The following is a 24347-nucleotide window of genomic DNA, read 5'->3' as shown; positions in this document are numbered from 1 at the left end:
GGTGACGCCCGTCGACGCGAGACGGCGGGCGTGGGCGTGGTGGTGGCGGTCAGCCGGGGCTGCCGGGTTCTCCCGGCGGGCGTCCCGGACACACGAGCGCCCGGAGCTGGTCGACGACCGAGCCCAGGTGGTCGACCGGCTCGCCCGTGCGGCCGAGCCGTTCCCACTCGAGCGTCGTGGTGCGCAGGAGCGCCATCACGACCATCGCGAGCAGCTCGGGCTCGGGCACGAACGGGTGCTGGGTCCGGCGCCGGTCGAACACGTCGATCAGCCCGGTCCGCAGGTTCTCGATCCACCACATGTGGCGGGCGAGGAGCCGGTGCTCGCGCTCGACGAGCTTGATCGCCCGGTGCACGCGCTCCAGGGACATGACCTGGTGCGCGAGCAGGTCGGCGACGAGCTCCTGGAGGTCGTCGAGGAGGTCGCCCGTGGGACCACCTGCCACGAAGTCCTGGACAGCACCGGCCGAGGGCGAGAACTCCTCGACCCCGAGCACGGCGTCGTCCTTGGACGCGAAGTAGTTGAAGAAGGTCCGCGTCGAGACGCCGACCGATGCGCAGATGTCGTCGACCGTGACCGCGTCCAGCCCGCGTTCGAGCACGAGGGTCTGGGCAGCGTCGATGAGCGCCTCGCGGCGTTCACGCTTCTTGCGCTCGCGCAGCCCCGTGGGGGCGGCCGAGGGTTCGACAAGGTTCTGCACAGCAAGCAAATTTACATGTCGTGCAACTTTGCAGGCAATGCAGTCTTCACGTGACGCTCGTCACCGGCGCGGATCACACCTCGCCGAAACCGCCCTCGATCGCCGCGACGGCCGCGTCCCGGGCCTCGTTGGCCTGCGCGCCCTCCGCTGCGATCACCAGCTCGCGACCACCGGTCGCGCCCAGCTTCATCATCTCGAGCACGCTCGCGGCGTTGACCCCGTTGATCGTGACCTTGGCGTCGTATCCCGCGACCAGGCGCGCGAGGATCGCCGCCGGACGTGCGTGGAGCCCCAGCGGGTTGCGGAGCGTGACCGAGCGCGGCGCCCCGGGCGAGTCGTCCTCGAGCCCGGCGGCCGCGGCCAGCTGGTCCGCGGGGCCGGCGGGCGGCACGAACCCGTCGTCGGGCGCCCCGCTCTGCGCGAACGTGCCGCCTGCGGCCTCGGCCGAGGCGAGCACCTCGGCGAGGGTCCCGCCCCCGTGGGCCGTGACCGCAGCGGCGACCGCCCCCTCGACGAACGGCGCGTCCGCGAGGACGACCCGCCCGTCGAGCGAGTCGTCGAGCTCGATGACCGACTCGATCGTCATGACCGCCGAGCCCAGGTCCGCGAGGACCACCACTCCCTCGGTCCCGAGAAGCCCCTCGGCGACCGCGGCGGACACCACGTCGTAGCTGGTTCCGAGGCTGCCGTCGTCCGTGCCGCCCGCGGGCAGGAGCAGCACGCCCGGGGCCATCTGGGCGGCCAGCTCCGCGGCGCCCTGCGCCAACCGGGCCGAGTGGGACACGAGGACCAGGGCGATCCGCGCGCGGTCGCCGACGTGTGGGGTTGTCATCGGGACATCATTCCCCGGGAGCATCGACCGCCGCGACCGCAGCCCGGAGGATCACCACGGTCGAGGTCGCCCCCGGGTCCTGGTGCCCGACGCTGCGCTCGCCCAGGTAGCTCGCGCGCCCCTTGGTCGCGAGCATCGGGACCGTCGCGAGCGCCCCGGCCTCGGCCGCGGCGAGCGCGGCCTCGAGGACCCCGGCCGGGTCGCTGCCGGAGTTCGCGGCCTCGACGGCCGCGTCGACCGCGGGCTGCCACGCGTCGACCATGGTCTTCTCGCCCGGGACCGCCTTGCCTCGGGCCGTGATGCCCTCGAGCGCGCCCTCGAGCAGCGCGACGACGGCGGACGAGTCCAGCTCGGCGAGGCCCGTGACCTTCGCGGCACGCAGGAACGCCGTGCCGTACAGGGGTCCGGACGCTCCCCCGACCGACGACATGAGGGTCGTGGCGACGAGCTTGAGGACGTCGCCGATCTGCGCGGGCTGCTCCTCGAGGCCGTCGAGCTTGGCGACGACCGCCTGGAACCCACGGTTCAGGTTCTCGCCGTGGTCCCCGTCACCGATCTGACGGTCCAGCTCGGTGAGCTCGTCCCGCGACGACACGATCATCGTCGCCGCGCCTCGCATCCAGCGCACAGCCCACGCAACGTCCAGCGTCATTCCTCGCCCTTTCGTTCCTGTCCCGGGCACGGCTCCCGAGGAGCAGGGTCCGGGGCGCCGCTCCCCGGCTCTCGGGGGTCGGCTGGAGTCACCACCGCAGAGCGGCGGTGTGCACGGGCGCGTCCCACAGTGCGGTCAGCTCGTCGTCCAGCCGGAGCACGGTGACCGAGGCCCCCTGCATCTCGAGCGAAGTGACGTAGTTGCCCACGAGCGAGCGTGTGACTGCCACGCCGCGCGCCTCGAGCAGCCTCCGTGCCTGACGATAGACGACGTAGAGCTCGGACTGGGGCGTACCGCCCATTCCGTTAACGAACAGCAACACTCGCTCCCCGCCCGCGAGCCGCAGGTCCTCCGCGACGGCGTCGACGAGCATGCCGGTGATCTCGTCCGCGGGCGCCATGGGGATGCGGTGCCGGCCCGGCTCGCCGTGGATCCCGATCCCGATCTCGATCTCGGTCTCGTCGAGGTCGAAGCTCGGCTTGCCGACGTGCGGCACGGTGCAGGCCGAGAGCGCGACGCCCATCGAGCGGACGTTCGCGACGACCCGCCCGGCGATCTCGGTGACCTTGCCCAGGTCGTCCCCGCGCTCGGCGGCGGCTCCCGCGATCTTCTCGACCGCGACGGTGCCTGCCACGCCGCGGCGACCTGCGGTGTAGAGCGAGTCCTCGACCGCGACGTCGTCGTTGACGAGGATGCTCGCGGCCTGCGTGCCCTCGGCCTCGACGAGCTCGAGCGCCGTCTCGAAGTTGAGCACGTCGCCCGTGTAGTTCTTGACGATCGCGAGCACGCCCGCGCCCGAGTCGGCGCCGAGGATCGCGGGCACGATCTGGTCCGGCGTGGGCGAGGTGAACACCGCTCCGGGGACCGCGGCGTCGAGCATCCCCGCGCCGACGAAGCCTGCGTGCAGCGGCTCGTGCCCCGCACCGCCTCCGCTGACGAGCCCGACCTTGCCCGGCACCGCACCTCCGGCACGGGACACGTACAGGGGTGCCCGGTGCACCTCCACGAGGTCGGCGTGGGCCAGCTCGAACCCGTCGAGCGACTCCGTCACCGCATCCTGCGGGTCGTTGAGCAGCTTCTTCATGGCGCATCCCTCCGTCGGACTGCTGCGGCACGTCCGGCCGCGTGCACTGCTCGCGCGCCGGTGGCTCGTGCCCCGGCGCCCGTCCCCCCATCAAACACCCCCGCAGCGGCCGCGGCACCCAGGGAGACGTCCTGTGCGCTTCCGTGCCCGACGACGCAGGGTGCCCCTCGGAGCGAGGGACACCCTGCGTCGTGGTCGGGTCGAGCGGAGCCGCTGGGCCGCGACCTGCTGCGGCGCGCCGCGCGCCGAGAGGTCAGCCGCGCCCGAGCAGGATCCGGACGTCGGCCGCGGTGATGACCGAACCTGTGACGAGCACTCCCGTGCCCACGCCGACACCCACGGAGTCGTCGCGCTCGGCGAGGTCGACCGCGATCGCGAGCGCCTCGTCGAGACGCTCGGCCGTGTGCACCCGGTCCTCGCCGAAGACCTCGATCGCGACCTCGGCGAGGTCGGTCACGTCGGCCGAGCGCTCGGCCGAGTTGCGCGTGATGACGACCTCCGCCAGCACGGGCTCGAGCACCGAGAGGATCTGCTCGGAGTCCTTGTCGCCCATGATCGCGACGACCCCGATCAGGTGCTCGAACTCGAACGCCTCGTCGATCGCCGCGACGAGCGCCTCGGCGCCCGCCGGGTTGTGCGCGGCGTCGACGATCACGGTCGGGCTGGACCGCAGGACCTCGAGCCGTCCCGGAGAGGTCGCGTCGGCGAAGGCCGCCTCGACCACACCGCCGTCGAGCGCGCGACCGCCCGAGAGCAGCGCCTCGGTGGCCGACAGCGCCAGGAGGGCGTTGTGGGCCTGGTGCTCACCGATGAGCGGCAGGAAGATCTCGGTGTAGAGACCTGCGGGCGTGCGCAGGTCGACGACCTGCCCGCCGACGGCCGGGGTCCGCCCGGCCACCGCGATGTCCTGGCCCTCGCGCAGGACGCGCGCGTGCTTGACGGCTGCCGCCTCGATGACGATCGCCTCGGCCGCGTCGCTCTGCTCGGCGAGCACGACGACCGCGTCCTCCTTGACGATCCCCGCCTTCTCGGTCGCGATCTCCTCGATCGTGTGACCGAGCCAGCGCGTGTGGTCGATCGAGATGGGCGTCACGATCGCGACGTCGCCGTCCACGACGTTGGTCGAGTCCCAGCCGCCGCCCATGCCGACCTCGACGATCGCGACGTCGACGGGGGCGTCGGCGAACGCCGCGAACGCCATGACCGTGAGCACCTCGAAGAAGCTCAGGCGAGGGCCGCCCGCCTCCTGCGACTCGCGGTCCGCGACGCCGACGTACGGCGCGACGTCCTCCCAGATCTCGACGAAGCGCGCGGGGCTCACGGGCTCGCCGTCGATCGCGATGCGCTCGGTGACCGAGGTCAGGTGCGGGCTCGTGAAACGGCCCGTGCGCAGACCGTGCTCACGCACGAGCCGCTCGACCAGGCGCGAGGTCGACGTCTTGCCGTTCGTCCCCGTGATGTGGATCGTGCGGTAGGCCTTCTGCGGGTCGCCGAGCAGCTCGAGGACACGCTCGACGCGCTCGAGCGTCGGGTCGATGTCGTGCTCGGGGGCCCGGTCCATGATGTGCGCGTACACCGTGGCCAGGTCCTCGAGCGCGGCGGCCTCCTCGGCCGTGCGCTGGTGCGCGGCACCTCCGGGACGCCGGGCGTCCTTGTCCCCCGGGCGTTCGCCGGCGCCACGGCCGACGCGGACGCCGCTCATGCCTGCGCCCCGTCGGTCTGGTCGGACGACGCCTTGGCGACGAGCACGCTGCGCTCGTCGGTGGGCGACAGGTCGATCGTGACGCTCACGGCGAGGGTCTCGCCCGCGATGAGCTCGCGGTGGTCCTCGACCGCCCCCTGCCAGGGGCCGGGCACCGAGAGCGACAGGTCGATCCGGTCGGAGACGTCGAGCCCGGCGGCCTTGCGGGCGTCCTGGACCTCGCGCACGATGTCGCGCGCGTAGCCCTCGGCCAGGAGCGCGTCGTTCAGCTCGAGGTCGAGGACCACGAAGCCGCCCGTGGGCAGCACGGCCGCCGCGATCGACGGAGCCGCCGGGTCGACCTCGTCGTGGCCCTGCTCGGCGAGCACCACGGTCGTCAGCTCGTACTCCGAGCCGAGCAGCGGCACGTCGCCGTCGGGCGTCTCGACGACGACGAACCCGTCGTCGCCCACGCGCCACGACCCCGCCTTGGCGGCCTTGATGGCCGCCTGGACCCCGCGCCCCAGGCGCGGACCCGCGGCACGCGCGTTGACCGTGAGCTTCTGCGAGACGCCGAACTCGTCGGCCGCACCGGACTCGAGGTCGAGGAAGCGCACGGACTTGACGTTGAGCTCACGGGCGAGCAGGTCGCCGTAGGGCTCGAGCGCGGCCGGGTCCTCGGTCACGACGGTCAGGGTGCTCAGCGGCTGGCGCACGCGCAGCGAGTGCGCCTTGCGCAGACCGAGCGAGAGGGAGGCCACCGAACGGACCAGGTCCATCGAGGAGACGAGCGCGTCGTCGGCGACCAGGACGCCCACGAGCGAGTCGCCCGTGCCGTCGGTCGTCTCGTGCGCCGCCACGCTCGGCCAGTCGGCCAGGTGCACGCTGCGCCCACCCGTGAGCCCGCGCCAGACCTCCTCGGAGAGCATGGGCGCGAGCGGCGCCATGACGCGCGTGAGGACCTCGAGGGCCGTCCAGAGCGTGTCGAACGCGTCCTTGTCCTCGTCCCAGAAGCGGTCGCGCTGCGTGCGGACGTACCAGTTGGTCAGCAGGTCGAGGTGCTCGCGCACGGTCTCGCACGCCCCCGCGATGTCGTACGCGTCGAGCTGGGTCGTGGCGGTCGCGACCAGGTCGTGCGTGCGCGCCAGCAGGTAGCGGTCGAGGGCCGGGAGGTCCGCGACGCGCTCCGGTGCCACGCGCTGCGCGGTGTATCCCGCACCGCCGTTCGCGTTGTTCGAGTAGAGCGTGAAGAAGTAGTACGTGCTCCACAGCGGCAGCAGCACCTGGCGCACCGAGTCGCGGATGCCCTCCTCGGTGACGATGAGGTTCCCGCCGCGCAGGATGGGCGAGCTCATGAGGAACCAGCGCATCGCGTCGGAGCCGTCCCGGTCCAGGACCTCGGAGACGTCCGGGTAGTTGCGCAGCGACTTGCTCATCTTGCGCCCGTCCGAGCCGAGCACGATCCCGTGCGAGACGGCCGAACGGAACGCCGGGCGGTCGAACAGGGCCGTGGCCAGGACGTGCAGCGTGTAGAACCAGCCGCGGGTCTGGCCGATGTACTCGACGATGAAGTCGCCCGGGTAGTGGTGCTCGAACCAGTCCGCGTTCTCGAACGGGTAGTGCACCTGCGCGAACGGCATGGAGCCCGAGTCGAACCAGACGTCCAGGACGTCGGGGATGCGGCGCATGACGGACTTCCCGGTCGGGTCGTCCGGGTTGGGGCGCGTCAGGTCGTCGATGAAGGGCCGGTGCAGGTCCGTGACGGGCACGCCGAAGTCGGCCTCGAGCTCGGCGATCGAGCCGTAGACGTCGATGCGCGGGTAGTTCGCGTCGTCCGAGACCCACACGGGGATGGGCGTGCCCCAGTAGCGGTTGCGCGAGATGGACCAGTCGCGAGCACCCGCGAGCCACTTGCCGAACTGGCCGTCACGGATGTGCTCGGGCGTCCAGGTGATGTCCTGGTTGAGCTCGACCATGCGGTCGCGGAACTCGGTCACGCGCACGAACCAGCTCGAGACCGCCTTGTAGATCAGGGGGTTCCGGCAGCGCCAGCAGTGCGGGTAGGAGTGCTGGTAGGTCTCGTGGCGCAGCACGACCGCGCGCGAGGCGGCCGCGACGCGCGCGAGCGGGCCCGTGCCATCCTTGAGGTCCTTGATGACCTTGGGGTTGGCGTCGAACACCTGCTCGCCCGCGTAGTCCGGGACCGCGTTGGTGAAGCGCCCACGGGCGTCGACCGGCACGACGGGCACGATCCCCGCGGCGTCGCACACGGCCATGTCGTCCTCACCGAAGGCCGGAGCCAGGTGGACGACACCGGTGCCGTCCTCGGTCGTCACGAAGTCGGCCACGAGCACCTGGTGCGCGGTGGGCCAGCCCTCGGCCGAGCGGTCCGTGAAGTAGTCGAAGGCCGGCGTGTAGCGCAGCCCGGCGAGGTCGGCGCCCTTGACGGTCGCCAGGACCTCGGCGTCCTCCCCGAGCTCCTTGACGTAGGCGCCCAGTCGCGCGGCGGCGAGCACGACCTTGTCGCCGGCCACTGCCGAGCCGGCCCCGGCGCGCACCACGACGTAGTCCACGTCCGGCCCGACGGCGACCGCCAGGTTCGAGGGGAGCGTCCAGGGCGTCGTGGTCCAGACGAGGACGAGCGCTCCCGCGGCGGGCGAGGCGACGCCGTCGACGTCCTCGCCGGAGAGCCGGAACCCGACCGTGAGGGCCGGGTCCTGGCGCGACTGGTACACGTCGTCGTCCATGCGCAGCTCGTGGTTCGACAGCGGCGTCTCGTCGCGCCAGCAGTACGGCAGCACGCGGTAGCCCTCGTACGCGAGGCCCTTGTCGTACAGGCGCTTGAACGCCCAGATCACCGACTCCATGAAGGTGATGTCGAGCGTCTTGTAGTCGTTGTCGAAGTCGACCCAGCGCGCCTGGCGCGTCACGTACTCCTTCCACTCGTCCGTGTACTTGAGCACGGACTCGCGGCAGGCGTCGTTGAACGCGGCGATGCCCATGGCCTCGATCTGGGACTTGTCGGTGATGCCCAGCACGCGCTCGGCCTCGAGCTCGGCCGGCAGACCGTGCGTGTCCCATCCGAAGCGGCGCTCGACGCGCTTGCCCCGCATGGTCATGTAGCGCGGCACGACGTCCTTGGCGTAGCCCGTCAGGAGGTGGCCGTAGTGCGGCAGACCGTTCGCGAAGGGAGGGCCGTCGTAGAAGACGAACTCGTTGTCGCCGTCCTGGCCCGCCTCACGGTGCTCGATCGACGCACGGAACGTGTCGTCCTTGGACCAGTACGACAGCACGCCGCGCTCGAGCGAGGGCAGGTGGGGGCTGGCGGGGATCTGGTGGCCCTGACCGTCAGGGGCGGTGTCGTCGGTGCGGTGCAGCGGGTAGGCCATGGCTCAGTGGCTCCATCGTGAGTGGCAGGCGGTGGTCCGGGACGTGCTCGTGCGAGGACGACCACCCCTCCCTGGTTCCCGAGGGAGAAGGCGAGCCGCGGTACCACCCCGCTTGCCGTCGTCGGGCACCTGAGGAGCCCGAGCGGCGACCGCTCGACACGGCTGTGACGGGCCTACCCGTCCGGTTCTACTGAGGCCCCGCGGACGGGGCCCGTTCTTCCGGAGGCTCACCGGTGATGGCCGGGTCGATGCCTGTGGACCCCATGGTAACGCGCCACCTGCCGGTCGCGCCCGAGCCGACCGGACGGCGGTCGGGCGGTCGGGCGGTCGGGCGGTCGGCCCGGCGGTCGGGCGGCCGGTCGGTCGGGCGGCCGGTCGGTCGGGCGGCGGGCCAGCAGGCACGCAGGCGGGCCAGCAGGCACAGGAGGCCCCGGCACCGTGCGGTGCCGGGGCCTCCCCCTCGTCGGACGGCTCAGGCTCCGGCGCCGTTGGCCATCGCGAGGAGCTGGTCGACCTGCTCGGGGCCGAGGCTGTCGCCCGCGATCATGCCGATGCGCCCGATCGGGAACGAGCCCATCATCTTCGCCATGTCGACGCCCTCGGGCATGATCGATGCGGCACCCTCCATGGCCGAGGCCATCTGCGCCATGGCCTGCTGCACGATCGGCCCCGCGACCGGGTGCGCGAACACCTCGGCCAGCGAGGACTCGCGCGTGAGCGGCAGGACGAGCGTGTCGCCGGCCACCTCGACGGTCGTGGACGAGCGCAGGTCGCGGCTCGACGCCGCGACGTCGACCGTGTACTCGCCGCCCTCGACCACCCAGCGGTCCGTGCGGACGTGCCAGTACGCGAGGTCGGCACGACGGACCGTGAGGACGACCTCACGGCTCTCGCCCGCCTCGAGCTCGACCAGCGCGAACGCCTTGAGCTCGCGCTCGGGACGCTGCACGTCCGCCGAGGCCAGCCCCGTGTAGACCTGCACGACCTCGCGGCCCGCGCGGTCCCCCGTGTTGGTCACCGTGACACGCACCTCGACGTCGCCGTCGGCGCCCACGGAAGCCGCCGCGTCCCCGTACCCGAACGTCGTGTAGGACAGGCCGTGCCCGAACGGGAAGGTCACCTCGATCTTGCGCGCGTCGTACCAGCGGTAGCCGACGAACAGGCCCTCGCCGTAGCGGACGCGACCGTCCTCGCCGGGGAAGTTGAGGAACGCCGGGCTGTCCTCCAGGCGCACCGGGATCGTCTCGGTGAGCTTGGCCGACGGGTTGACGTCGCCGCAGAGCACGTCGGCGATCGCGCCGCCCCCGGCCTGGCCGAGCAGCCAGCCCTCGAGGATCGCCGAGACGTCGTCCGCGAACGGGAGCGCGACGACGCTGCCGTTGGACAGGACGACCACGGTGTCGGGGTTGACCTCGAGCACCGCGTCGAGGAGCTCGAGCTGCACGGCCGGCAGGTCGATGTGCTCGCGGTCGTAGCCCTCGGACTCTGCGGCCGCCGGGAGGCCGAGGAAGACCACGGCGACGTCGTTCTCTGCCGCGAGGGCGACGGCCTCGGCCCGCAGCGCTGCCGCGTCGCCCGAGCCGTCGAGCGTGAAGCCCCGCCCCTGGGAGACGAGGTCCTCACCGACCTTGATCGCGACCTCGCGGGCCACCGAGTCGATCCGGGTCGGGTTGATCATCGAGGACCCGGCCCCCTGGTACCGGGGCTGGTCGACGAAGGCCCCGATGAGTGCCACCGAGCGCTCCGCCCGGAGCGGGAGCAGTCCCCCGTCGTTCTTCAGCAGGACGATCGACCGCCCGGCCACCTCCCGCGCGAGCGCGTGGTGCGCGTCGACGTCCAGCGGGCCGGCGACGCGCGGCGTGCCCTGCCAGCGCGTCGCGAGGTGCGCGACCCGCGCGGCCGAGGCGTCCACGACGCTCTCGTCGAGCGAGCCGGCGCGCACCGCGTCGACGATCTGCGCGTCGGTCGCTCCGCCCGAGGACGGCATCTCCAGGTCCAGGCCCGCCGCGAGCGCCGAGACCCTGTCGTTGACCGCGCCCCAGTCCGAGACCACGAGCCCCTCGAATCCCCACTCGTCGCGCAGCACCCGGGTCAGCAGGAACGGGTCCTCGGACGCGAAGACGCCGTTGACGCGGTTGTAGGAGCACATCACGGTGTACGGCTGGGCGTCCTCGACCACGCGCTGGAAGCCTCGCAGGTAGATCTCGCGCAGCGGACGCGGGTCGACGTCGCTCGACGAGCGCATGCGGTCGTGCTCCTGGTTGTTGGCCGCGAAGTGCTTGAGCGACGTGCCGACCCCCATCGACTGCGTGCCCCGCACGAGCGCGGCGGCCATCACGCCGGAGACGACCGGGTCCTCCGAGAAGTACTCGAAGTTTCGGCCGCACAGCGGCGAGCGCTTGATGTTGACGCCCGGGCCGAGGATGACCGCGACGTCCTCGATCGAGGACTCCACGCCCAGCGCCTCGCCGACGCGGTGCGCGAGCGCGGTGTCCCACGACGAACCGAGCCCGACCGCGGGCGGGAAGCACGTCGCCGGGACGCTGTCGCCGATCCCGAGGTGGTCGGCGCTGCCGCGCTGCTTGCGCAGACCGTGCGGGCCGTCGGTGAGCATGACGGACGGGATGCCCGCACGCTCGACCCCCTTGGTCCACCAGAAGCTCGCGCCGCTGGTCAGCGACGCCTTCTCCTCGAGCGTCAGGTCGGCGACGGACGCCGTCGCTGCCCCCTGGTTGGTGATGTCGATGTCGGTCATGTGCTCGTCCTTGTCTCTCGATCGCGGTTCAGGCTGGGGAGGGCTGGTGGCGGCGCCCGAGGTGGCAGAACCACACGGGGCGCCCGTGGTCGCGCTGGATCAGGGGCCAGAACGCCCACCACATGAGGAGTGCGCCGGCGATGCCCGCGACGAGTCCGAAGACCGTGTCGGAGAACCAGTGCGCGTTGATGAGCGTGCGCTGCCACACCATGCCGAGCAGGATCAGGCCGCCGACGGTCCACCAGAGCGTGCGCGCGGTGCGCCGCGTGGCCGGGATCAGGGCCGCGATGCCGACGACGAGCGCGCCGGCCATGACGGCGTGCCCCGAGGGGAACGACCCGTGGTCGACCCGGAACAGCGGCCCGAACAGCCCGAGCGTCTCGTCGACGGCGGGACGCGGGCGGTCCACGAGGTTCTTCATCCCCTGGGAGAAGAGCCCCGGGCCGACCAGCGTGACCGTGAGGAAGAAGAGCCCGGAGCGCCAGCGCCCGACGATCGCGAGCACCGCGGGGACCAGGACGACCCCCACGAGCGCGCCCGGGCCTTCTCCCAGGTGCTGGAAGAACATCGGGACGGCCGAGGTGTGGATGCTCCCGTCCGCGGACACGCCGATGAGCGCACGCCACCAGTCGTCGAGCGGCTGCGTGAAGGGCGCCGCCGGGTTCAGCCCGACGAGCAGACCCATGAGCGCGAACGCGGCGACCAGGCCCAGCGACCAGGCCAGCATCGCCAGCGGGCGACGCGTCCGTGGTGCGGGGACGACGGCGTCGGTCGCCTCCTGCGGCTGCGGCAGCGACGTGTCGGCGACCATCAGTGCACCGCCTTGATCGGCCAGACCGCGCAGGCGCCGAGAATGCTCAGGACGATCCCGACCGGGAACAGTGCGAGGTACCCGCCGAAGCTCAGGATGATCATGCCGGCGAACGCGGGGGCGAGCGTCTGCGGCAGGGTCGCGGCGATGTTGACGACGCCGAGGTCCTTGGCGAACGACTTCGCCGACGGCAGCACCTCGCTCATGAGCGCCGTGTCGACGGCCTGGAACATGCCGAAGCCGAGGCCCGAGACGAACGTGAAGACGGCCCAGCCCGCGAAGCTCGGCACGAACATGGGGATGAGGAGCGCCAGGCCGACGAGCGCCGACGAGAGGAAGACGAACACCTTGCGGCGCTGGAACCGGTCGGACAGCGGTCCGGAGACGAGCGTCGCGACGAGCACGCCCGCGAGGCTGATGACGCTGAACAACGGCACGGCGGCGACCGCCCCGGCCTGACCGAGACCGATGTAGTCCTGCAGGATGAACAGCTGGTAGCCGGTCACGGCGAAGTACCCCGTGTACAGGAGCAGGCGTCCGGTGAAGGCCCAGAAGAAGTCGGGGTGCTTGCGCGGGCTGACCCAGAAGGTGCGCAGGAACTCGCCGATGTCGAACGGCTCCTTGGCCAGGTCCTTGCTGGAGTGGTCGGGGTTGAACACGACGAACAGGGTCAGCACGATCAGGGTGAAGCCCGCGAAGACCAGGTAGCCGAGCTGGATCGAGTCCGCGAACTGCGCACCCAGGATCGATCCGCCGAGGGCTCCGAGCATCAGCCCCAGCCCGGAGAGCGCGGCAAAGGTGCCGCGCAGGGTACGGGGGACGCGGTCCGGCATGATCGCGCTGAGGGGGCCTTGCGCGAAGTTGTAGGCGATCTGGACGATCATCCAGCCGATGACGATGCCGACGAGCGAGCTCGCGAAGCCCATGGCCAGCAGGCCGAGGCCACCGACGAGGGCACCGAGGACGAGCCACGGGGCGCGCCTGCCGAACCTGCTGCGCGTGCGGTCCGAGATCTGACCCGCGACGGGCTGTGCGAGCAGTGCGGCCAGGGCGCCGAACGTCCCGACCACGGCCAGGTTCGCGACCTTGTCCTCCTCACCCAGGAGCTGCACCTGGAGAGGCATCAGGAGCCCGCCCACGGCGCCCCAGATCATGAAGACCGAGAAGTTGGCCGGGACGATCCACCCGAGCAGGCGCCGAGGGGTGCCCCGGACGAGCGGGGGCGGGTCGTCCTGGCCGGACGCCTCCTCGATGAACTCCTCGGCGGCAACGGACGTGTCGACAGCGAACGCCGGCGCAGGGGTGGGCGTCGGGGCCGAGACCGGAGCGGTGGACGGTGAATCGGACGGCAGTGTCATGGCGGATCCTTCGTCGGACAGGCGCTCATCCTTGAGCGTCGCCAAAACAGTATGGCACTCGGTATTGAAGTGCAAGGGTCTCCGGTCTAGGGTCGACGCATGGCACAGCGAGGTTCATACGCGAAGGGCATCGCCAAGCGGGAGGAGATCCTCTCGACGGCGCTCGAGGTCATCGCCCGCGAGGGATACCGGGGGGCATCGGTCAAGGAGCTCGCCGACGCGGCCGGCCTCAGCCAGGCGGGTCTGCTGCACTACTTCGACAGCAAGGACGAGCTGTTCACCGCGATCCTGCGCAAGCGCGACGAGATCGATCTGGAGACCTACCGCACGGAGTCCAGGCTCGACCCCTTCCGGGTGTTCCTGCAGGTCATGCGGCACAACGCCGAGGTCCCCGGGCTCGTCGAGCTGTACACGCGCCTCAACGCCGAGGCGAGCGACCACGCGCACCCGGCCCACGCCTTCTTCGCCGAGCGCCGGGCGGGCATGCAGGCGATGTTCACGGGACTCGTCGAGGAGGGCAAGCTCGCCGGGCAGTACCCCGCCGACGTCGACACGGCCTCGCTGGGCCTCGTCATCACCGCCGTCGCCGACGGCCTGCAGACCCTCTGGCTGCAGGACCCCACCATCGACATGGCCTCCGAGATCGAGCGGCTGCTCGTGTCCCTCGGGGTCTTCCCCTCCGAACGGAGCACCACCGCATGAGCACCCCCGAGACCGTCACCGAGTCGGTCGACCCCACCCTGGAACGCCCCGTCGTCACGATCGACTCGGGCCAGGTCCGTGGGATCTGGCGCGAGGGGTCCGCGGCCTTCCTCGGCGTCCCCTTCGCCGAGGCCCCCGTCGGGCCCCTCCGGTTCGAGGCGCCCGTGCCCGTCGCTCCCTGGGACGGGGTCCGCGACGCAGCGGAGCTCGGCCCGACCCCGCAGCGCAAGCAGCTCGCCGAGATCACGCTGATCCCCGAGCCCTCGATCCCCGGCGACTCGACCCTCAACGTCAACGTCTACACGCCCTCACCCGGTGCGCCCGACGCTGCCCTGCCCGTTCTCGTCTACATCCACGGCGGCGGCTACACGGCCGGCTCGCCGGCGAGCCCCTGGTACGACGGGCGCGCGTTCAACCGCGACGGCGTCGTGACCGTCTCGATCTCCTACCGGCTCGGCTTCGACGGGTTCGGGTACATCGAGGGCGCGCCGTCCAACCGTGGCGTGCGCGACTGGCTGCTCGCCCTGGACTGGGTGCAGCGCAACGTCGCGGCGTTCGGCGGCGATCCTGCGCGCGTCACGATCGCCGGCCAGTCCGCGGGCGGCGGCGCGGTGCTGACGCTGCTCGGCATGCCGGCAGCACAGCACCTGTTCCGGTCGGCGTGGTGCCTCTCGGGCGCCGTCGCCGACGTCACCGAGGCCCGGGCGAGGACGTTCGCCGAGACGCTCGCGCGTCTTGCCGGGGTCGAGGCGAGGCGGGACGGGTTCGCGTCCCTGCCGGAGACCCGCGTCCTGGAGCTGCAGGACGCGGCGACCAACCCGGACGACCTCGACCCGATGGCAGGCGTCGCCGCGATGCTCCAGGACGGACTGCCCTGGGGTCCGATGATCGACGGCGACCTCATCACCCGCCCGACGCTCGACTCGCTGCGCAGCGGCGTGGGCGGCGACAAGCCGCTCGTGCTCGGCGCCACGGACGACGAGTTCACCATGGCGACCGACGCCCAGAAGAACAAGCTGCGCTTCGTACCGGCCTCGCTCGTCCTGGGCAGGCTGCTCACCGACCGTGACCGGCGCAAGGCCTACCTCGCCGCCAACCGGCCGCAGCGCCGCAAGGGCACGGCGGCCGTGCTCGGCCGCTTCATGACCGACAGCATGTTCCGCGCGCCGATCGTCCGGGTCGCCGAGGCCCGAGCCGCCCACCCCACCTGGGTGTACCGCTTCTCGTGGGCGTCGCCGAAGCTCGGGTGGGCCGCCCACTGCCTCGACGTGCCGTTCTGGTTCGACTGCCTCGACACCGAGAAGGTGGACTTCATCGCGGGCGACAACCCGCCCCAGGCCCTGGCGAGCGAGCTCCACGGTGCAGCCGTCTCGCTCGTGCTCGAGGGGACACCGGGATGGCGCGCGTGGTCGGACGCCCCGGGTGCCACGCGGGTCTTCGGTGGCGGGGTGCCGGCCCCCTCGGTCCTGGCCGACGGGTACGCCGAGGTCCGCGCCCTGGTCTGACCGGACACGAGCCCGCGGGCCGCGCCGGGGCGACGATGATTAGTGAATCATGATTTACTAACTGCCATGACGCGCCCGCGGACCGTGAACGACGAAGACCTGCTCGACCGCATCGACCGCGCGCTCTCGTCCCGACGCACGTCGGGGACGTGGACGCTGCAGGAGGTCGCCCCGGCCGCGGGGATCAGCCCTGCCGGACTGATCAAGCGGTTCGGCTCCAAGGCCGACCTGCTCCATGCCCTCGCTCGCCGATGGATCGATCTCGTCCCGTCCTCACCCACGGGGCAGGAGCCGGAAGAGGAGCTGCGCGCCTACGTCTCCGCGGAGTTCGAGGCCCCGTCGGCGGGCGCAGCGATCTTCGCCCTCGAGGAGCTCCTCGCGGACCTGCGGACGCCCGAGTCGATCTCCCTGCTGAGCGAGGGGTGGGACAAGCAAGCGAGGTACCTCGGGCAGCTCCTGTCGGCGATGCGGCTCCCGCGGCTCGCGGATCCACCGCGGGGCGCGCTGCTGCTCCTCGACGCACTCCACGGATCGCTCTATCGACGCGGGGTCGACCTGCGCCCCTCTCCGCCGACCGACACCCTCGACCAGCTCATGGAGGTATGGACATGACGACGACCCGCGAGTGGACCGGATGCGTCTTCATCGGCGTCAGCCTGGACGGTTTCATCGCACGCCCCGACGGCAGCCTCGACTGGCTCACCGCTCCGGCGCTCCAGGATCACGTCGCTCCTGCGTCGACCACGCCGGCGCTCGTGTGGGAGACGTTCTTCCCGACCGTCGACACCGTGGTCATGGGAAGGTCCACCTACGAGACGGTGCTCGGCTTCGACGAGTGGGCCTTCGACGGCAAGGACGTCGTCGTGCTGAGCACGACCCTTCGCACGGACGACCCACGCATCCAGGTCGCACCCTCGGTCGAGGACGTGCGTCAGCTCCTCGACCGCAAGGGCCCGGGACGCGTCTACGTCGACGGCGGTCGCACGATCCAGTCGTTCCTCGCCGCCGGCCTGGTCGACGAGCTCACCCTGTCCGTCGCACCGCTGCTCCTCGGCACGGGCAAGCGCCTGTTCGGGGCGCTCGACCGGGACGTGCGCCTGACCGTCCGCGGAGTCCACACGACGGCCGACGACGGGCTGGTACGCGTCACCTACGCCGTGGCTTCGGCCTGACGCACCCGACGACGCACCCGCCGTCGCACGACGGCCGGGCCGCTCAGCGCCCCGCGACCGACCGACCGCGCGAGGAGGCCCGACGGCGGGCACGGTAGGTGTCGATGTCGCGCGCGACGAGCCACTCGATGGTGAGGGCGGCGCCCTGGGCGGGCTGCGCCGTCGGGCCGTGCGACGCGGACGGCGCGCCACCCCGCGAAGCGGCGGCGAACCACGGGTCCTGGGCGACGAGGCGGCCGAGGGGATCGATGCCCCCGGCGGTGTCGAACGGGTGGGCGATCAGTGCGATGGCGTTCATGGGGAGTCCTGGTGTCGAGGCGGGTGCTCACGAGGGCAGACCGACCAGGACCGGAGAACTGATCGGTGACCATCACGCCCTCTCTTCAGAGGGAGGGGCGTGGCACTGCTCGCTGACACCAGGTCGCACGCTGCTGGAGCGTCAGCGAGCCCTCAACAACAGCTCGACGTGCGGACCGGCCGCGGGCGCACGGCGAGCACTCGGGTGCTCAGGGGGTGCGCGGCGGGGGTCACGGGCGCCATCATGCCAGCCCGCGCCCGCGCCGACAAGCGCGTCTCGGCCCGGCGCTCAGCCGCGAACTGGGCTCAGCCCAGCCCGGGCAGCGCCCCGCCCCGGGCCGGGGTGCGTCCCCTGTCCGTCACCCGCGCGTCACGAGCGGTCCGCGGGCCAGCAACGTGGTCGAGGACTGCGCGACGGGACGCAGGACAAGGGTGTCGATCGCGACGTGCTGGGGCCGGGTCACGGCGAAGGTCACGACGTCGGCCACGTCGTCGGCGGTCAGCGGCGCCTCGACACCGTCGTAGACCGCGTCGGCCCTGGCCTGGTCGCCGTCGAACCGGGTCAGCGAGAACCCTTCGGTGCGGACCATGCCGGGCGCGATCTCCAGGACCCGGATGGGTTCGCCGTTGAGCTCGAGGCGCAGCGTGTCCGCGACCGCGGCCTCGGCGTGCTTGGTCGCGACGTATCCCGACCCGCCGCTGTACGCGTCGTGCCCCGCGGTCGAGGTCAGGACCAGGACCGTCCCGAAGCCCGCACGGCGGATCGCGGGCAGGAACGCCTTGGTCACGCGCACGGTGCCCAGCACGTTGGTCTCGAACATGGCCCGCCAGCGGTCCAGGTCGCTCGCGTCGATCGGGTCCGTGCCGCTCGCGAAGCCCGCGATGTTGAGCACCGCGTGGACCGGCCCGCGGGCCTCGGCCTCGCGCACGAGGTGCGCGACGTCGTCGTCGCTCGTGACGTCGCCGACCACGGGGTGCGCGCCGGTCCGGGCCGCGAGCGCGTCGAGCAGGTCGGCGCGGCGCGCGAACGCGACGACGTCCCACCCTGCGGCACGCAGGTGGCGCACGGTCGCGGCGCCGATGCCCGACGAGGCGCCGGTGACCACGGCCCGCCGGGTCGGTGCGTCCGCGCCGGAGGCCGCTGAGGTCGAGGAGGTGGGCTGGGTCGGGGTCTGCGAGGTCGTCACGTCCCTACCTTGCCACGCCGGCGAGGCGAGGTCGGCGCCGTCGGGCCGGGTGCCCGCATCGTGGGACGCCCCCTGCGCGGGGCCTACGCCACGCGCACCTCGACCGTGTCCCAGCCGCTCGACCCGTCGGGCGCGGGCGGCGCCTGGGTCGAGGTCTGGACGGTCCCGTCCGCGTCGGTCGCCCGCACCGCGAGGCGGTGCTCCCCCGCGCCGGGCCCGCTCCAGGTCCACGTCCACTGCCGCCACGTGTCGGCCGAGACGGTCTCCGCGAGCTCGGCGGGCTCCCACTCCCCCTCGTCGACGCGCACCTCGACGCCCGCGACGCCCGAGTGCTGGGACCACGCGACGCCCGCCACGACCACGTCGCCGGCCGCGTCCGGCGACACCGTCGCCCCCGCGCGGGGCACGTCGATGCGCGACGACATCTTGATCGGCCCGCGCTCGGACCAGCCGCGCGTCGACCAGTACGCGACGTCGTCGGCGAAGCGCGTGACCTTGAGCTCGACGACCCACTTGGTCGCCGAGACGTACCCGTACAGCCCCGGCACGACCATGCGCACCGGGAAGCCGTGCGCGAGCGGCAGCGGCTCGCCGTTCATGCCGACCGCGAGCAACGACTCGCGGCCCGGGTCCGTGAGCACCTCGAGCGGCGTGCTCGCGGTCCAGCCGTCCGCACTGCGTGAGAGCACCATGTCCGCGTCCGCGTGCGGGCGGGCGCGGGCCAGCAGGTCGCGCAGCGGGTACCCGAGCCACACCGCGTTGCCGACCAGGTCCCCGCCGACCTCGTTGGACACGCACGTCAGCGTCGTGGCGTGCTCGACCAGGGGCAGCGCGAGCAGCTCGGCGAACGAGATCTCGACCTCCTCCTCGACGAGCCCGACGACGCGCAGCCGCCAGTCGTCCGGGTCCACCTCGGGCACGCGCAGGGCCGTGTCGATGCGGTAGAACTCGTCGTTGGGCGTCACGTAAGGCGTGATGCCCGGCACGTCGAGGTCCGCCCCGGCGGGGACCACGACCGCGGGACCGGTCGGGGCGGGGAGCCGGATCGCGTCCCGCACGGCGGTCAGGGCCCGCGACCCCGCGGACAGCACGCGCGCCGCGCCGCCGACCACGAGCGCGGTCACGGTCGTCAGGCCCGCGAAGACGAGGAAGGACCGACGGTCGAGCGTCTCGCGCTGCCGTCGTGCCGAGAGCGGGGTCTCGGGCGCCTCGCCCGGAACCGCCGGCACCGTCGCCCGGGCCTCGGCCGCGAGGGCCGAGGACCGCCACGCCCGCAGGCGCGCGGCCCCTGTCCGCAGGAGCATGATCCCGACGCCGACGCCCACCACGGTCGGCAGCGCCCACAGGGTGGTCGCGTCGGGCCGCGTCACGGCCGCTGCGACCCCCACGGCCCCGACCGCCACGAGCAGGACCGTCCCCCACGGCGGTCGCCTCGTCTCGAGGATCCCCGCCGCGACGGCCGCGAGCGCCAGCACCACGACGATCCCGAGGATCAGCACGGTCTTGTCGGCGGTGCCGAAGGTCTCGACCGCGAAGTCCTTGAGCCACGGCGGGACCCGGTCCACGACGCCCGCCCCCACGACGAGCACGGGGCTCGACCCCGAGCCCACGACCAGCGCGACCAGCTCGGCCACCGCGAAGGCCCCGAGGGCCGAGGCGACGCCCAGCAGCGGGGCCCACCACCGGGACGGGTCCGCGCCCCGGCCTGTCTCGTGCTGCGCGCGACCGGACGTACCGGGAGGGCCGGGCTCCGTCGTCGGGCTCATGCGCCCACTGTAGGTCCGCGAGGCGTGTCCGCGAGGCCGCGGCATCGGGTGCGTGGTTCGTGCGCGTCCGACCTACTAGGCTGGGAGGCGGATCGCGAGCCCTGCTTGGCTCGCCGCAGCGGCCCGTGCTTGGGCCGCGGATCCTCGTCGCGGATTGTGGCGCCCTTCCCTCTCGCATCTCGCCGCGCCGCCGTGCCCTGCACCGGCCGAGCCGGCGACCTCCCCGACATGGAGTCCCGTGCTGTCCTCGTCCGCTCGCCCTCGCGTCCGCACGTCCCCCCGTCGCATCCGCTCCGCCGGCCCGACGGCGGCGCTCGCCCTGGGCGTGTCCCTCACCCTCGCCGCGTGCTCGGACGCGGGGAGCCTCGCGACGGAGGGAGCGACCACACCCCCGGTCGCGTCACCTGCCGCTGCCTCGACGACCTACCCCCTGACGCTCGACAACTGCGGGTTCGAGGTCACGTTCGCCGGCGCCCCGCGCCAGGTCGTGACCATCAAGTCGAGCACGACCGAGATGATGCTCGCGCTCGGCCTGGGCGACCGGATCGTGGGGACCGCGTTCCCCGACGGCCCCGTGCCCGACCAGTGGGCCGACGCCGCCGCCGCGGTGCCCGCGGTCGTGACCCCGATGGCCGAGAAGGTCCCGGGAGCCGAGGCCGTGCTCACGCTCGAGCCGGACCTCGTGTACGCGGGGTGGGAGTCCAACCTGACGGCCGAAGGGGCCGGAGACCGGGCGACCTTCCAGCAGCTCGGCGTCCAGACCTACGTCTCGCCCTCGGCGTGCAAGGACGAGGCGTACAAGCCGGACCCGCTCACGTTCGACGACGTGTTCGCCGAGATCACCGAGGCCGGTCAGATCTTCGACGTCGCCGGGACCGCGGCGGACCTGGTGTCGGCCCAGCGCGCCGAGCTCGACGCCCTCGAGCCCGACGACCGCGGGCTCACGGCGCTGTGGTACTCCTCGGGCTCCGACATCCCCTACGTGGGTGCCGGGATCGGTGCGCCGCAGATGATCATGGACGCCGTCGGCGTCGAGAACATCGCGGCCTCGGTCCAGGACACCTGGACGCCGTTCTCGTTCGAGGAGATCATCGCGGCCGACCCCGACGTGATCGTGCTCGTCGACTCGGCCTGGAACACTGCGCAGTCGAAGATCGACGCGCTCAAGGCCAACCCGGCCACGGCCAACCTCACGGCCGTGCAGGGCGACCGCTTCCTGACCGTGCCGTTCCCCGCGACCGAGGCGGGCGTGCGCAACGTCGACGCCGTCAAGGACCTCAGCGCACAGCTCTCCGCGCTGACCATCCCCTGAGGAGATCCCCACCGGTGAGAAGCCTCGTGCCCGTGACAAGCGCCGACCCGTCGGGAGCGCGCGCCATCGTGCACCGCTCTGCGCGCCGCACTCCAAGGCTCCGGCGAGCCACCCCGTGGTGGCTCGCCGGGGCCTCGGTCGCGCTCGTCGTGAGCGTCGTGGTCGCCGTGACGATCGGCCCCGCGGACCTCACGTGGGGCGACGTGTGGCGCTCGATCGCGACGCACCTCGGGCTCGGCGGGGCGCTCGGCCTCGAACCGCTCCCCCTGCTGCAGGACGGCATGGTGTGGCAGCTCCGGCTGCCACGCGTCCTGACCGCCGCCGCCGTGGGAGCAGGGCTCGCGATCTGCGGCGCCGTCATGCAGTCCCTCACGCGCAACCCGCTCGCCGACCCGTACCTGCTCGGGCTCTCGTCGGGCGCCTCGCTGGGCGCGGTCCTCGTCCTGGTCCTCGGCGTGAGCGTCCTGCTGCCCGTCGCGGCGTTCGGCGGGGCGGTCGTGGCCCTGGTCGCGGCCCTCGCGCTCGCGGGCTCGCTCGGGGCCATCACCCCCACGCGGACCGTGCTCGCAGGTCTCGCGGTGAGCCAGCTCGCGGCCGCGGCGACGTCGTTCATCATCTTCTGGTCCGCGACCGGTGACTCCTACCGCGAGATCCTGTCGTGGCTCATGGGGTCGGTCGCGGGGGCCACGTGGACGTCCGTGGCGATCGCGGGCGGGGCCGTGCTCGTCCTGGGGACGCTGCTCGCGTCGACCGGGTCGGTGCTCGACGCCTTCACGTTCGGCGACACCGCGGCCGCGGGCCTCGGCATCGCGGTGAACCGGACCCGGTGGCTCCTGCTCGTGGGGGTCGCGCTGCTCACGGGAGCCTTGGTCTCGGTCTCGGGAGCGATCGGGTTCGTCGGGCTGATCCTGCCGCACGCCGTCCGGCTCCTGACCGGGGCGCGGCACCGCGTGCTGCTGCCCCTCGCGGCCCTGCTCGGCGGCTCGTTCCTCGTGTGGGCCGACACGCTCGCCCGCACCATCTTCGCCCCGCGCGAGCTGCCCGTGGGCATCCTGACGGCCGCGATCGGCGCGCCCGTCTTCGCGATCATCCTGTGGCGAGGGAGGCGGGCGCTGTGACGGAGCCGAGAACGATGGGCATGGCGGGCACCGGGCGCGCGGAGGCGCACGGGGAGGCGCACGACCGCGGTGGATCATCGATCTCGCGTGACGGCGCGCCGGACGCCGGCGCGCGCGCCGCCAGCCCGCCACCTCCCGAGCGAGCGGCCCACGGGCTCGATGCCTCGCGCGTCTCGTGGTCGGCCGGGTCGAGGCTGATCCTCGACGGCGTGGACTGCACGGCTCCCCCGGGAGCGGTGAGCGGGCTGCTGGGCCCCAACGGGTCCGGGAAGTCGACGCTGCTGCGCACGATCGCGGCCACGCAGGTGCCCGACGCGGGCGAGGTCCGGTTCGACGGAGACGACCTGCTGCGCATGCCGCGCCGTCGCCGGGCGCGCAGGCTGGCCCTCGTCGAGCAGGACGCGTCGACCGACCTGCCCCTCTCGGTGCTCGACGCCGTGCTGCTCGGGAGGATCCCCCACCGCTCGCTCCTCGCAGGCGACACCGACGCGGACCGCGCCGTGGCCCACGAGGCCCTGGTGCGGGCCGGGGTCGAGGACCTCGCCGAACGGTCGCTCGCCACGCTGTCGGGAGGCGAGCGCCAACGCGTGCACATGGCGCGCGCCCTCGCCCAGGACCCCGCGCTGCTGCTCCTCGACGAGCCCACGAACCACCTCGACATCGCTGCCCAGCTCGCGGCCATGACCGTGCTGCGCAAGCTCGCCGCGGACGGCGTGACGGTCCTCGCAGCCCTGCACGACCTCAACCTCGCGGCTGCCTCGTGCGACCACGTCGTGGTCCTGTCGGGCGGGCGCGTCGTCGCGGCGGGTCCGGTGCGGGACGTGCTGGTCCCCGACGTGATCGAGCCCGTGTACGGCGTGCGGTGCGACGTGCTGCCCCATCCGCGGACGGGTCGCCCGGTGCTGGTGTTCGGGGACTGAAGACGGCCTGTTGCGTCGCCGAGCGGGGGCGAGGGCAGACCAGGGCTGGTGCGCCCGGCCTCGATCCCAGTTGTATCGCGGCGCCCCGAGCTGCACCGGGCCCTAGAACCCGCGCAGCCGTTCGGGCGTGAAGCGCAGCACCTCGGAGTACGCGGCGTGGAACTCCTCGGGACTCATCCCGAGGCCGGCGATCGGCGACCGGTACTTGGTGTCGTAGCGCGTGCGCTCCTCGGCGCTCAGGCCGGCCGGGTCCAGGACGAGCCGGCCCGTGAGCACCTGCACGTCCCACCCTGCAGGCGTCGAGTTGAGGTGCAGCGCGGCGCGCGGGTTGGCGGCGGCGTTGCGCAGCTTGGCCTTGCGCGGCTCGCTGAGGATCACGACGTCGTCCCCGCTGCGGATCTGCCACACCGGCGTCGGCTGCGGGGTCCCGGTGGGGTCGACCGTCGTGAGCCAGACGACGAGGTCGGCCTCGAGCCGTTCGGCGGCGCGCGCACCCAGCGTGGTCGTCGTGTCGATCGCGGTCACGTCGGCCTCAGCCCTGTGCCGGGACGGCAGGCCCCAGGCGAGGCCACTCGATCGCGGGGCAGCGGTCCATGACCATGTCGAGCCCGGCGTCGCGGACCCGCGCGAACGCGTCCTCGTCGACGACGTCGAGCTGGAACCAGACGGCCCGCGCACCGATCTCGACGGCCTGGTCCGCCACGTCCCCGGCGAGGTCGGAGCGCACGAACACGTCCACGACGTCGACCGGGAACGGGATCTCGGCGAGCGAGGCGTAGCCCTGCTCGCCGTGCACGGTCTCGGCCGCCGGGTGGACCGGCACGATGCGCTTGCCCTGACGCTGGAGCAGCCGGGCCACCCCGTACGCGGCGCGGGCCGAGTTGTTCGACAGCCCGACCACGGCCCACGTCTCGGTGTCCGCGAGGACCTTGCGGATGACGGCTTCCTCGCCCCAGCTCTCTGCGCTCATACCGGGGCAACCCCGGCGCGGGGACGGCTATTCCGGGCTGCGCCCTCCTCCGGTGCGCTGAGTGCGGAGTTCTTGCGCGACTCGCCGGCCGTGTCTCACAAGAACTCCGCACTCACCGTTCGTCCGGGGCCCGACG

General features: G+C 72.7%; 21 protein-coding genes. 7 read left to right on the top strand and 14 right to left on the bottom strand.

Annotated elements, in window-relative coordinates; genetic code table 11:
• Positions 1–49: 49 nt before the first annotated feature.
• From ACIPWA_RS03865 to ACIPWA_RS03825, 9 genes are all read right to left on the bottom strand, one after another.
• Positions 50–700, bottom strand: a complete 651-nt coding sequence (locus ACIPWA_RS03865; protein ID WP_400288230.1) for a TetR/AcrR family transcriptional regulator — start codon at positions 698–700, stop codon at positions 50–52.
• A 73-nt stretch (positions 701–773) separates the two neighbouring features.
• Entirely contained in the window at positions 774–1532 is a 759-nt protein-coding gene (gene dhaM / locus ACIPWA_RS03860) for a dihydroxyacetone kinase phosphoryl donor subunit DhaM (protein ID WP_400288229.1), read from the bottom strand.
• Positions 1533–1539: 7 nt separating this feature from the next.
• Positions 1540–2184, bottom strand: coding sequence for a dihydroxyacetone kinase subunit DhaL (dhaL, locus tag ACIPWA_RS03855; RefSeq protein ID WP_068625626.1), 645 nt, complete (start codon positions 2182–2184; stop codon positions 1540–1542).
• Positions 2185–2272: 88 nt separating this feature from the next.
• Positions 2273–3268: a dihydroxyacetone kinase subunit DhaK gene (dhaK, locus tag ACIPWA_RS03850; RefSeq protein ID WP_056648644.1), complete on the bottom strand. Its 996-nt coding sequence runs from the start codon at positions 3266–3268 to the stop codon at positions 2273–2275.
• Positions 3269–3521: 253 nt separating this feature from the next.
• Complete coding sequence (locus ACIPWA_RS03845; protein ID WP_068625627.1) at positions 3522–4970, bottom strand: bifunctional folylpolyglutamate synthase/dihydrofolate synthase; 1449 nt, start codon at positions 4968–4970, stop codon at positions 3522–3524.
• Positions 4967–8338 (bottom strand): isoleucine--tRNA ligase, encoded by a 3372-nt coding sequence (gene ileS / locus ACIPWA_RS03840; RefSeq protein ID WP_400288225.1) that lies wholly within the window; start codon positions 8336–8338, stop codon positions 4967–4969. Before ileS ends, ACIPWA_RS03845 begins: the two co-directional genes overlap by 4 nt.
• A gap of 472 nt (positions 8339–8810) precedes the next feature.
• Positions 8811–11093 (bottom strand): glycoside hydrolase family 3 C-terminal domain-containing protein, encoded by a 2283-nt coding sequence (locus ACIPWA_RS03835; protein ID WP_400288223.1) that lies wholly within the window; start codon positions 11091–11093, stop codon positions 8811–8813.
• A 28-nt stretch (positions 11094–11121) separates the two neighbouring features.
• Positions 11122–11904, bottom strand: a complete 783-nt coding sequence (locus ACIPWA_RS03830; protein WP_400288221.1) for a phosphatase PAP2 family protein — start codon at positions 11902–11904, stop codon at positions 11122–11124.
• The gene (locus ACIPWA_RS03825; protein ID WP_400288220.1) at positions 11904–13262 is read right to left on the bottom strand and encodes an MFS transporter; all 1359 of its coding nucleotides are present in this window, start codon (positions 13260–13262) and stop codon (positions 11904–11906) included. The genes ACIPWA_RS03830 and ACIPWA_RS03825 overlap by 1 nt, the downstream gene beginning before the upstream one ends.
• 99 nt (positions 13263–13361) lie before the next feature.
• Between ACIPWA_RS03825 and ACIPWA_RS03820 the strand changes: the two genes are divergently transcribed.
• The 4 genes from ACIPWA_RS03820 (at position 13362) to ACIPWA_RS03805 (ending at position 16641) form a co-directional block, all read left to right on the top strand.
• A complete protein-coding gene (locus ACIPWA_RS03820) occupies positions 13362–13964 on the top strand; it encodes a TetR/AcrR family transcriptional regulator (protein WP_400288218.1) in 603 nt (200 codons plus the stop codon).
• The gene (locus ACIPWA_RS03815) at positions 13961–15469 is read left to right on the top strand and encodes a carboxylesterase/lipase family protein (RefSeq protein ID WP_400288216.1); all 1509 of its coding nucleotides are present in this window, start codon (positions 13961–13963) and stop codon (positions 15467–15469) included. The genes ACIPWA_RS03820 and ACIPWA_RS03815 overlap by 4 nt, the downstream gene beginning before the upstream one ends.
• Positions 15470–15535: 66 nt before the next feature.
• A complete protein-coding gene (locus tag ACIPWA_RS03810) occupies positions 15536–16081 on the top strand; it encodes a TetR/AcrR family transcriptional regulator (protein ID WP_400288214.1) in 546 nt (181 codons plus the stop codon).
• Positions 16078–16641 carry a dihydrofolate reductase family protein gene (locus tag ACIPWA_RS03805; RefSeq protein WP_400288212.1) on the top strand — a complete coding sequence of 188 codons (564 nt, stop codon included), beginning with the start codon at positions 16078–16080 and terminating at the stop codon, positions 16639–16641. Before ACIPWA_RS03810 ends, ACIPWA_RS03805 begins: the two co-directional genes overlap by 4 nt.
• Before the next feature lie 43 nt (positions 16642–16684).
• On the opposite strand, the gene ACIPWA_RS03800 is transcribed toward ACIPWA_RS03805, so the two are convergent.
• From ACIPWA_RS03800 to ACIPWA_RS03790, 3 genes are all read right to left on the bottom strand, one after another.
• Positions 16685–16939 (bottom strand): hypothetical protein, encoded by a 255-nt coding sequence (locus tag ACIPWA_RS03800; protein WP_068625634.1) that lies wholly within the window; start codon positions 16937–16939, stop codon positions 16685–16687.
• 358 nt (positions 16940–17297) lie between these two features.
• The gene (locus tag ACIPWA_RS03795; RefSeq protein ID WP_400288209.1) at positions 17298–18125 is read right to left on the bottom strand and encodes an SDR family oxidoreductase; all 828 of its coding nucleotides are present in this window, start codon (positions 18123–18125) and stop codon (positions 17298–17300) included.
• Positions 18126–18208: 83 nt separating this feature from the next.
• Positions 18209–19891: a molybdopterin-dependent oxidoreductase gene (locus ACIPWA_RS03790; RefSeq protein WP_400288207.1), complete on the bottom strand. Its 1683-nt coding sequence runs from the start codon at positions 19889–19891 to the stop codon at positions 18209–18211.
• 241 nt (positions 19892–20132) lie between these two features.
• Here ACIPWA_RS03790 and ACIPWA_RS03785 point away from each other — a divergent pair, with 241 nt between their 5' ends.
• From ACIPWA_RS03785 to ACIPWA_RS03775, 3 genes are read left to right on the top strand one after another with little or no spacing between them, the layout of a single operon-like run.
• The gene (locus tag ACIPWA_RS03785; protein ID WP_400288478.1) at positions 20133–21203 is read left to right on the top strand and encodes a putative F420-0 ABC transporter substrate-binding protein; all 1071 of its coding nucleotides are present in this window, start codon (positions 20133–20135) and stop codon (positions 21201–21203) included.
• A 32-nt stretch (positions 21204–21235) separates the two neighbouring features.
• Complete coding sequence (locus tag ACIPWA_RS03780) at positions 21236–22321, top strand: putative F420-0 ABC transporter permease subunit (protein WP_369800566.1); 1086 nt, start codon at positions 21236–21238, stop codon at positions 22319–22321.
• On the top strand, positions 22318–23241 hold the full coding sequence (locus ACIPWA_RS03775; RefSeq protein WP_400288205.1) for a putative F420-0 ABC transporter ATP-binding protein: 924 nt from the start codon (positions 22318–22320) through the stop codon (positions 23239–23241). The genes ACIPWA_RS03780 and ACIPWA_RS03775 overlap by 4 nt, the downstream gene beginning before the upstream one ends.
• Before the next feature lie 102 nt (positions 23242–23343).
• Here the strand turns inward: ACIPWA_RS03775 and ACIPWA_RS03770 are convergent, their stop codons facing one another.
• Together ACIPWA_RS03770 and ACIPWA_RS03765 are read right to left on the bottom strand one after the other, a co-directional pair.
• Positions 23344–23766 carry a TIGR03667 family PPOX class F420-dependent oxidoreductase gene (locus tag ACIPWA_RS03770; RefSeq protein WP_400288203.1) on the bottom strand — a complete coding sequence of 141 codons (423 nt, stop codon included), beginning with the start codon at positions 23764–23766 and terminating at the stop codon, positions 23344–23346.
• Positions 23767–23773: 7 nt separating this feature from the next.
• Positions 23774–24211 carry a CoA-binding protein gene (locus ACIPWA_RS03765; protein WP_056648627.1) on the bottom strand — a complete coding sequence of 146 codons (438 nt, stop codon included), beginning with the start codon at positions 24209–24211 and terminating at the stop codon, positions 23774–23776.
• Between the last annotated feature and the right edge of the window lie 136 nt (positions 24212–24347).

This window comes from Oerskovia enterophila, from assembly GCF_044748475.1.
In the GTDB taxonomy this organism is placed as follows: domain Bacteria; phylum Actinomycetota; class Actinomycetes; order Actinomycetales; family Cellulomonadaceae; genus Oerskovia; species Oerskovia enterophila.
This window is presented reverse-complemented; position numbering and strand designations above follow the sequence as displayed.

What these genes read in the sequence shown, in the direction of transcription:
- dhaM (WP_400288229.1), bottom strand. Translation starts at nt 1,532, where the DNA reads ATGACAACCCCACACGTCGGCGACCGCGCGCGGATCGCCCTGGTCCTC.
- dhaL (WP_068625626.1), bottom strand. Translation starts at nt 2,184, where the DNA reads ATGACGCTGGACGTTGCGTGGGCTGTGCGCTGGATGCGAGGCGCGGCG.
- dhaK (WP_056648644.1), bottom strand. Translation starts at nt 3,268, where the DNA reads ATGAAGAAGCTGCTCAACGACCCGCAGGATGCGGTGACGGAGTCGCTC.
- ACIPWA_RS03845 (WP_068625627.1), bottom strand. Translation starts at nt 4,970, where the DNA reads ATGAGCGGCGTCCGCGTCGGCCGTGGCGCCGGCGAACGCCCGGGGGAC.
- ileS (WP_400288225.1), bottom strand. Translation starts at nt 8,338, where the DNA reads ATGGCCTACCCGCTGCACCGCACCGACGACACCGCCCCTGACGGTCAG.
- ACIPWA_RS03835 (WP_400288223.1), bottom strand. Translation starts at nt 11,093, where the DNA reads ATGACCGACATCGACATCACCAACCAGGGGGCAGCGACGGCGTCCGTC.
- ACIPWA_RS03830 (WP_400288221.1), bottom strand. Translation starts at nt 11,904, where the DNA reads ATGGTCGCCGACACGTCGCTGCCGCAGCCGCAGGAGGCGACCGACGCC.
- ACIPWA_RS03825 (WP_400288220.1), bottom strand. Translation starts at nt 13,262, where the DNA reads ATGACACTGCCGTCCGATTCACCGTCCACCGCTCCGGTCTCGGCCCCG.
- ACIPWA_RS03820 (WP_400288218.1), top strand. Translation starts at nt 13,362, where the DNA reads ATGGCACAGCGAGGTTCATACGCGAAGGGCATCGCCAAGCGGGAGGAG.
- ACIPWA_RS03815 (WP_400288216.1), top strand. Translation starts at nt 13,961, where the DNA reads ATGAGCACCCCCGAGACCGTCACCGAGTCGGTCGACCCCACCCTGGAA.
- ACIPWA_RS03810 (WP_400288214.1), top strand. Translation starts at nt 15,536, where the DNA reads ATGACGCGCCCGCGGACCGTGAACGACGAAGACCTGCTCGACCGCATC.
- ACIPWA_RS03805 (WP_400288212.1), top strand. Translation starts at nt 16,078, where the DNA reads ATGACGACGACCCGCGAGTGGACCGGATGCGTCTTCATCGGCGTCAGC.
- ACIPWA_RS03800 (WP_068625634.1), bottom strand. Translation starts at nt 16,939, where the DNA reads ATGAACGCCATCGCACTGATCGCCCACCCGTTCGACACCGCCGGGGGC.
- ACIPWA_RS03790 (WP_400288207.1), bottom strand. Translation starts at nt 19,891, where the DNA reads ATGAGCCCGACGACGGAGCCCGGCCCTCCCGGTACGTCCGGTCGCGCG.
- ACIPWA_RS03765 (WP_056648627.1), bottom strand. Translation starts at nt 24,211, where the DNA reads ATGAGCGCAGAGAGCTGGGGCGAGGAAGCCGTCATCCGCAAGGTCCTC.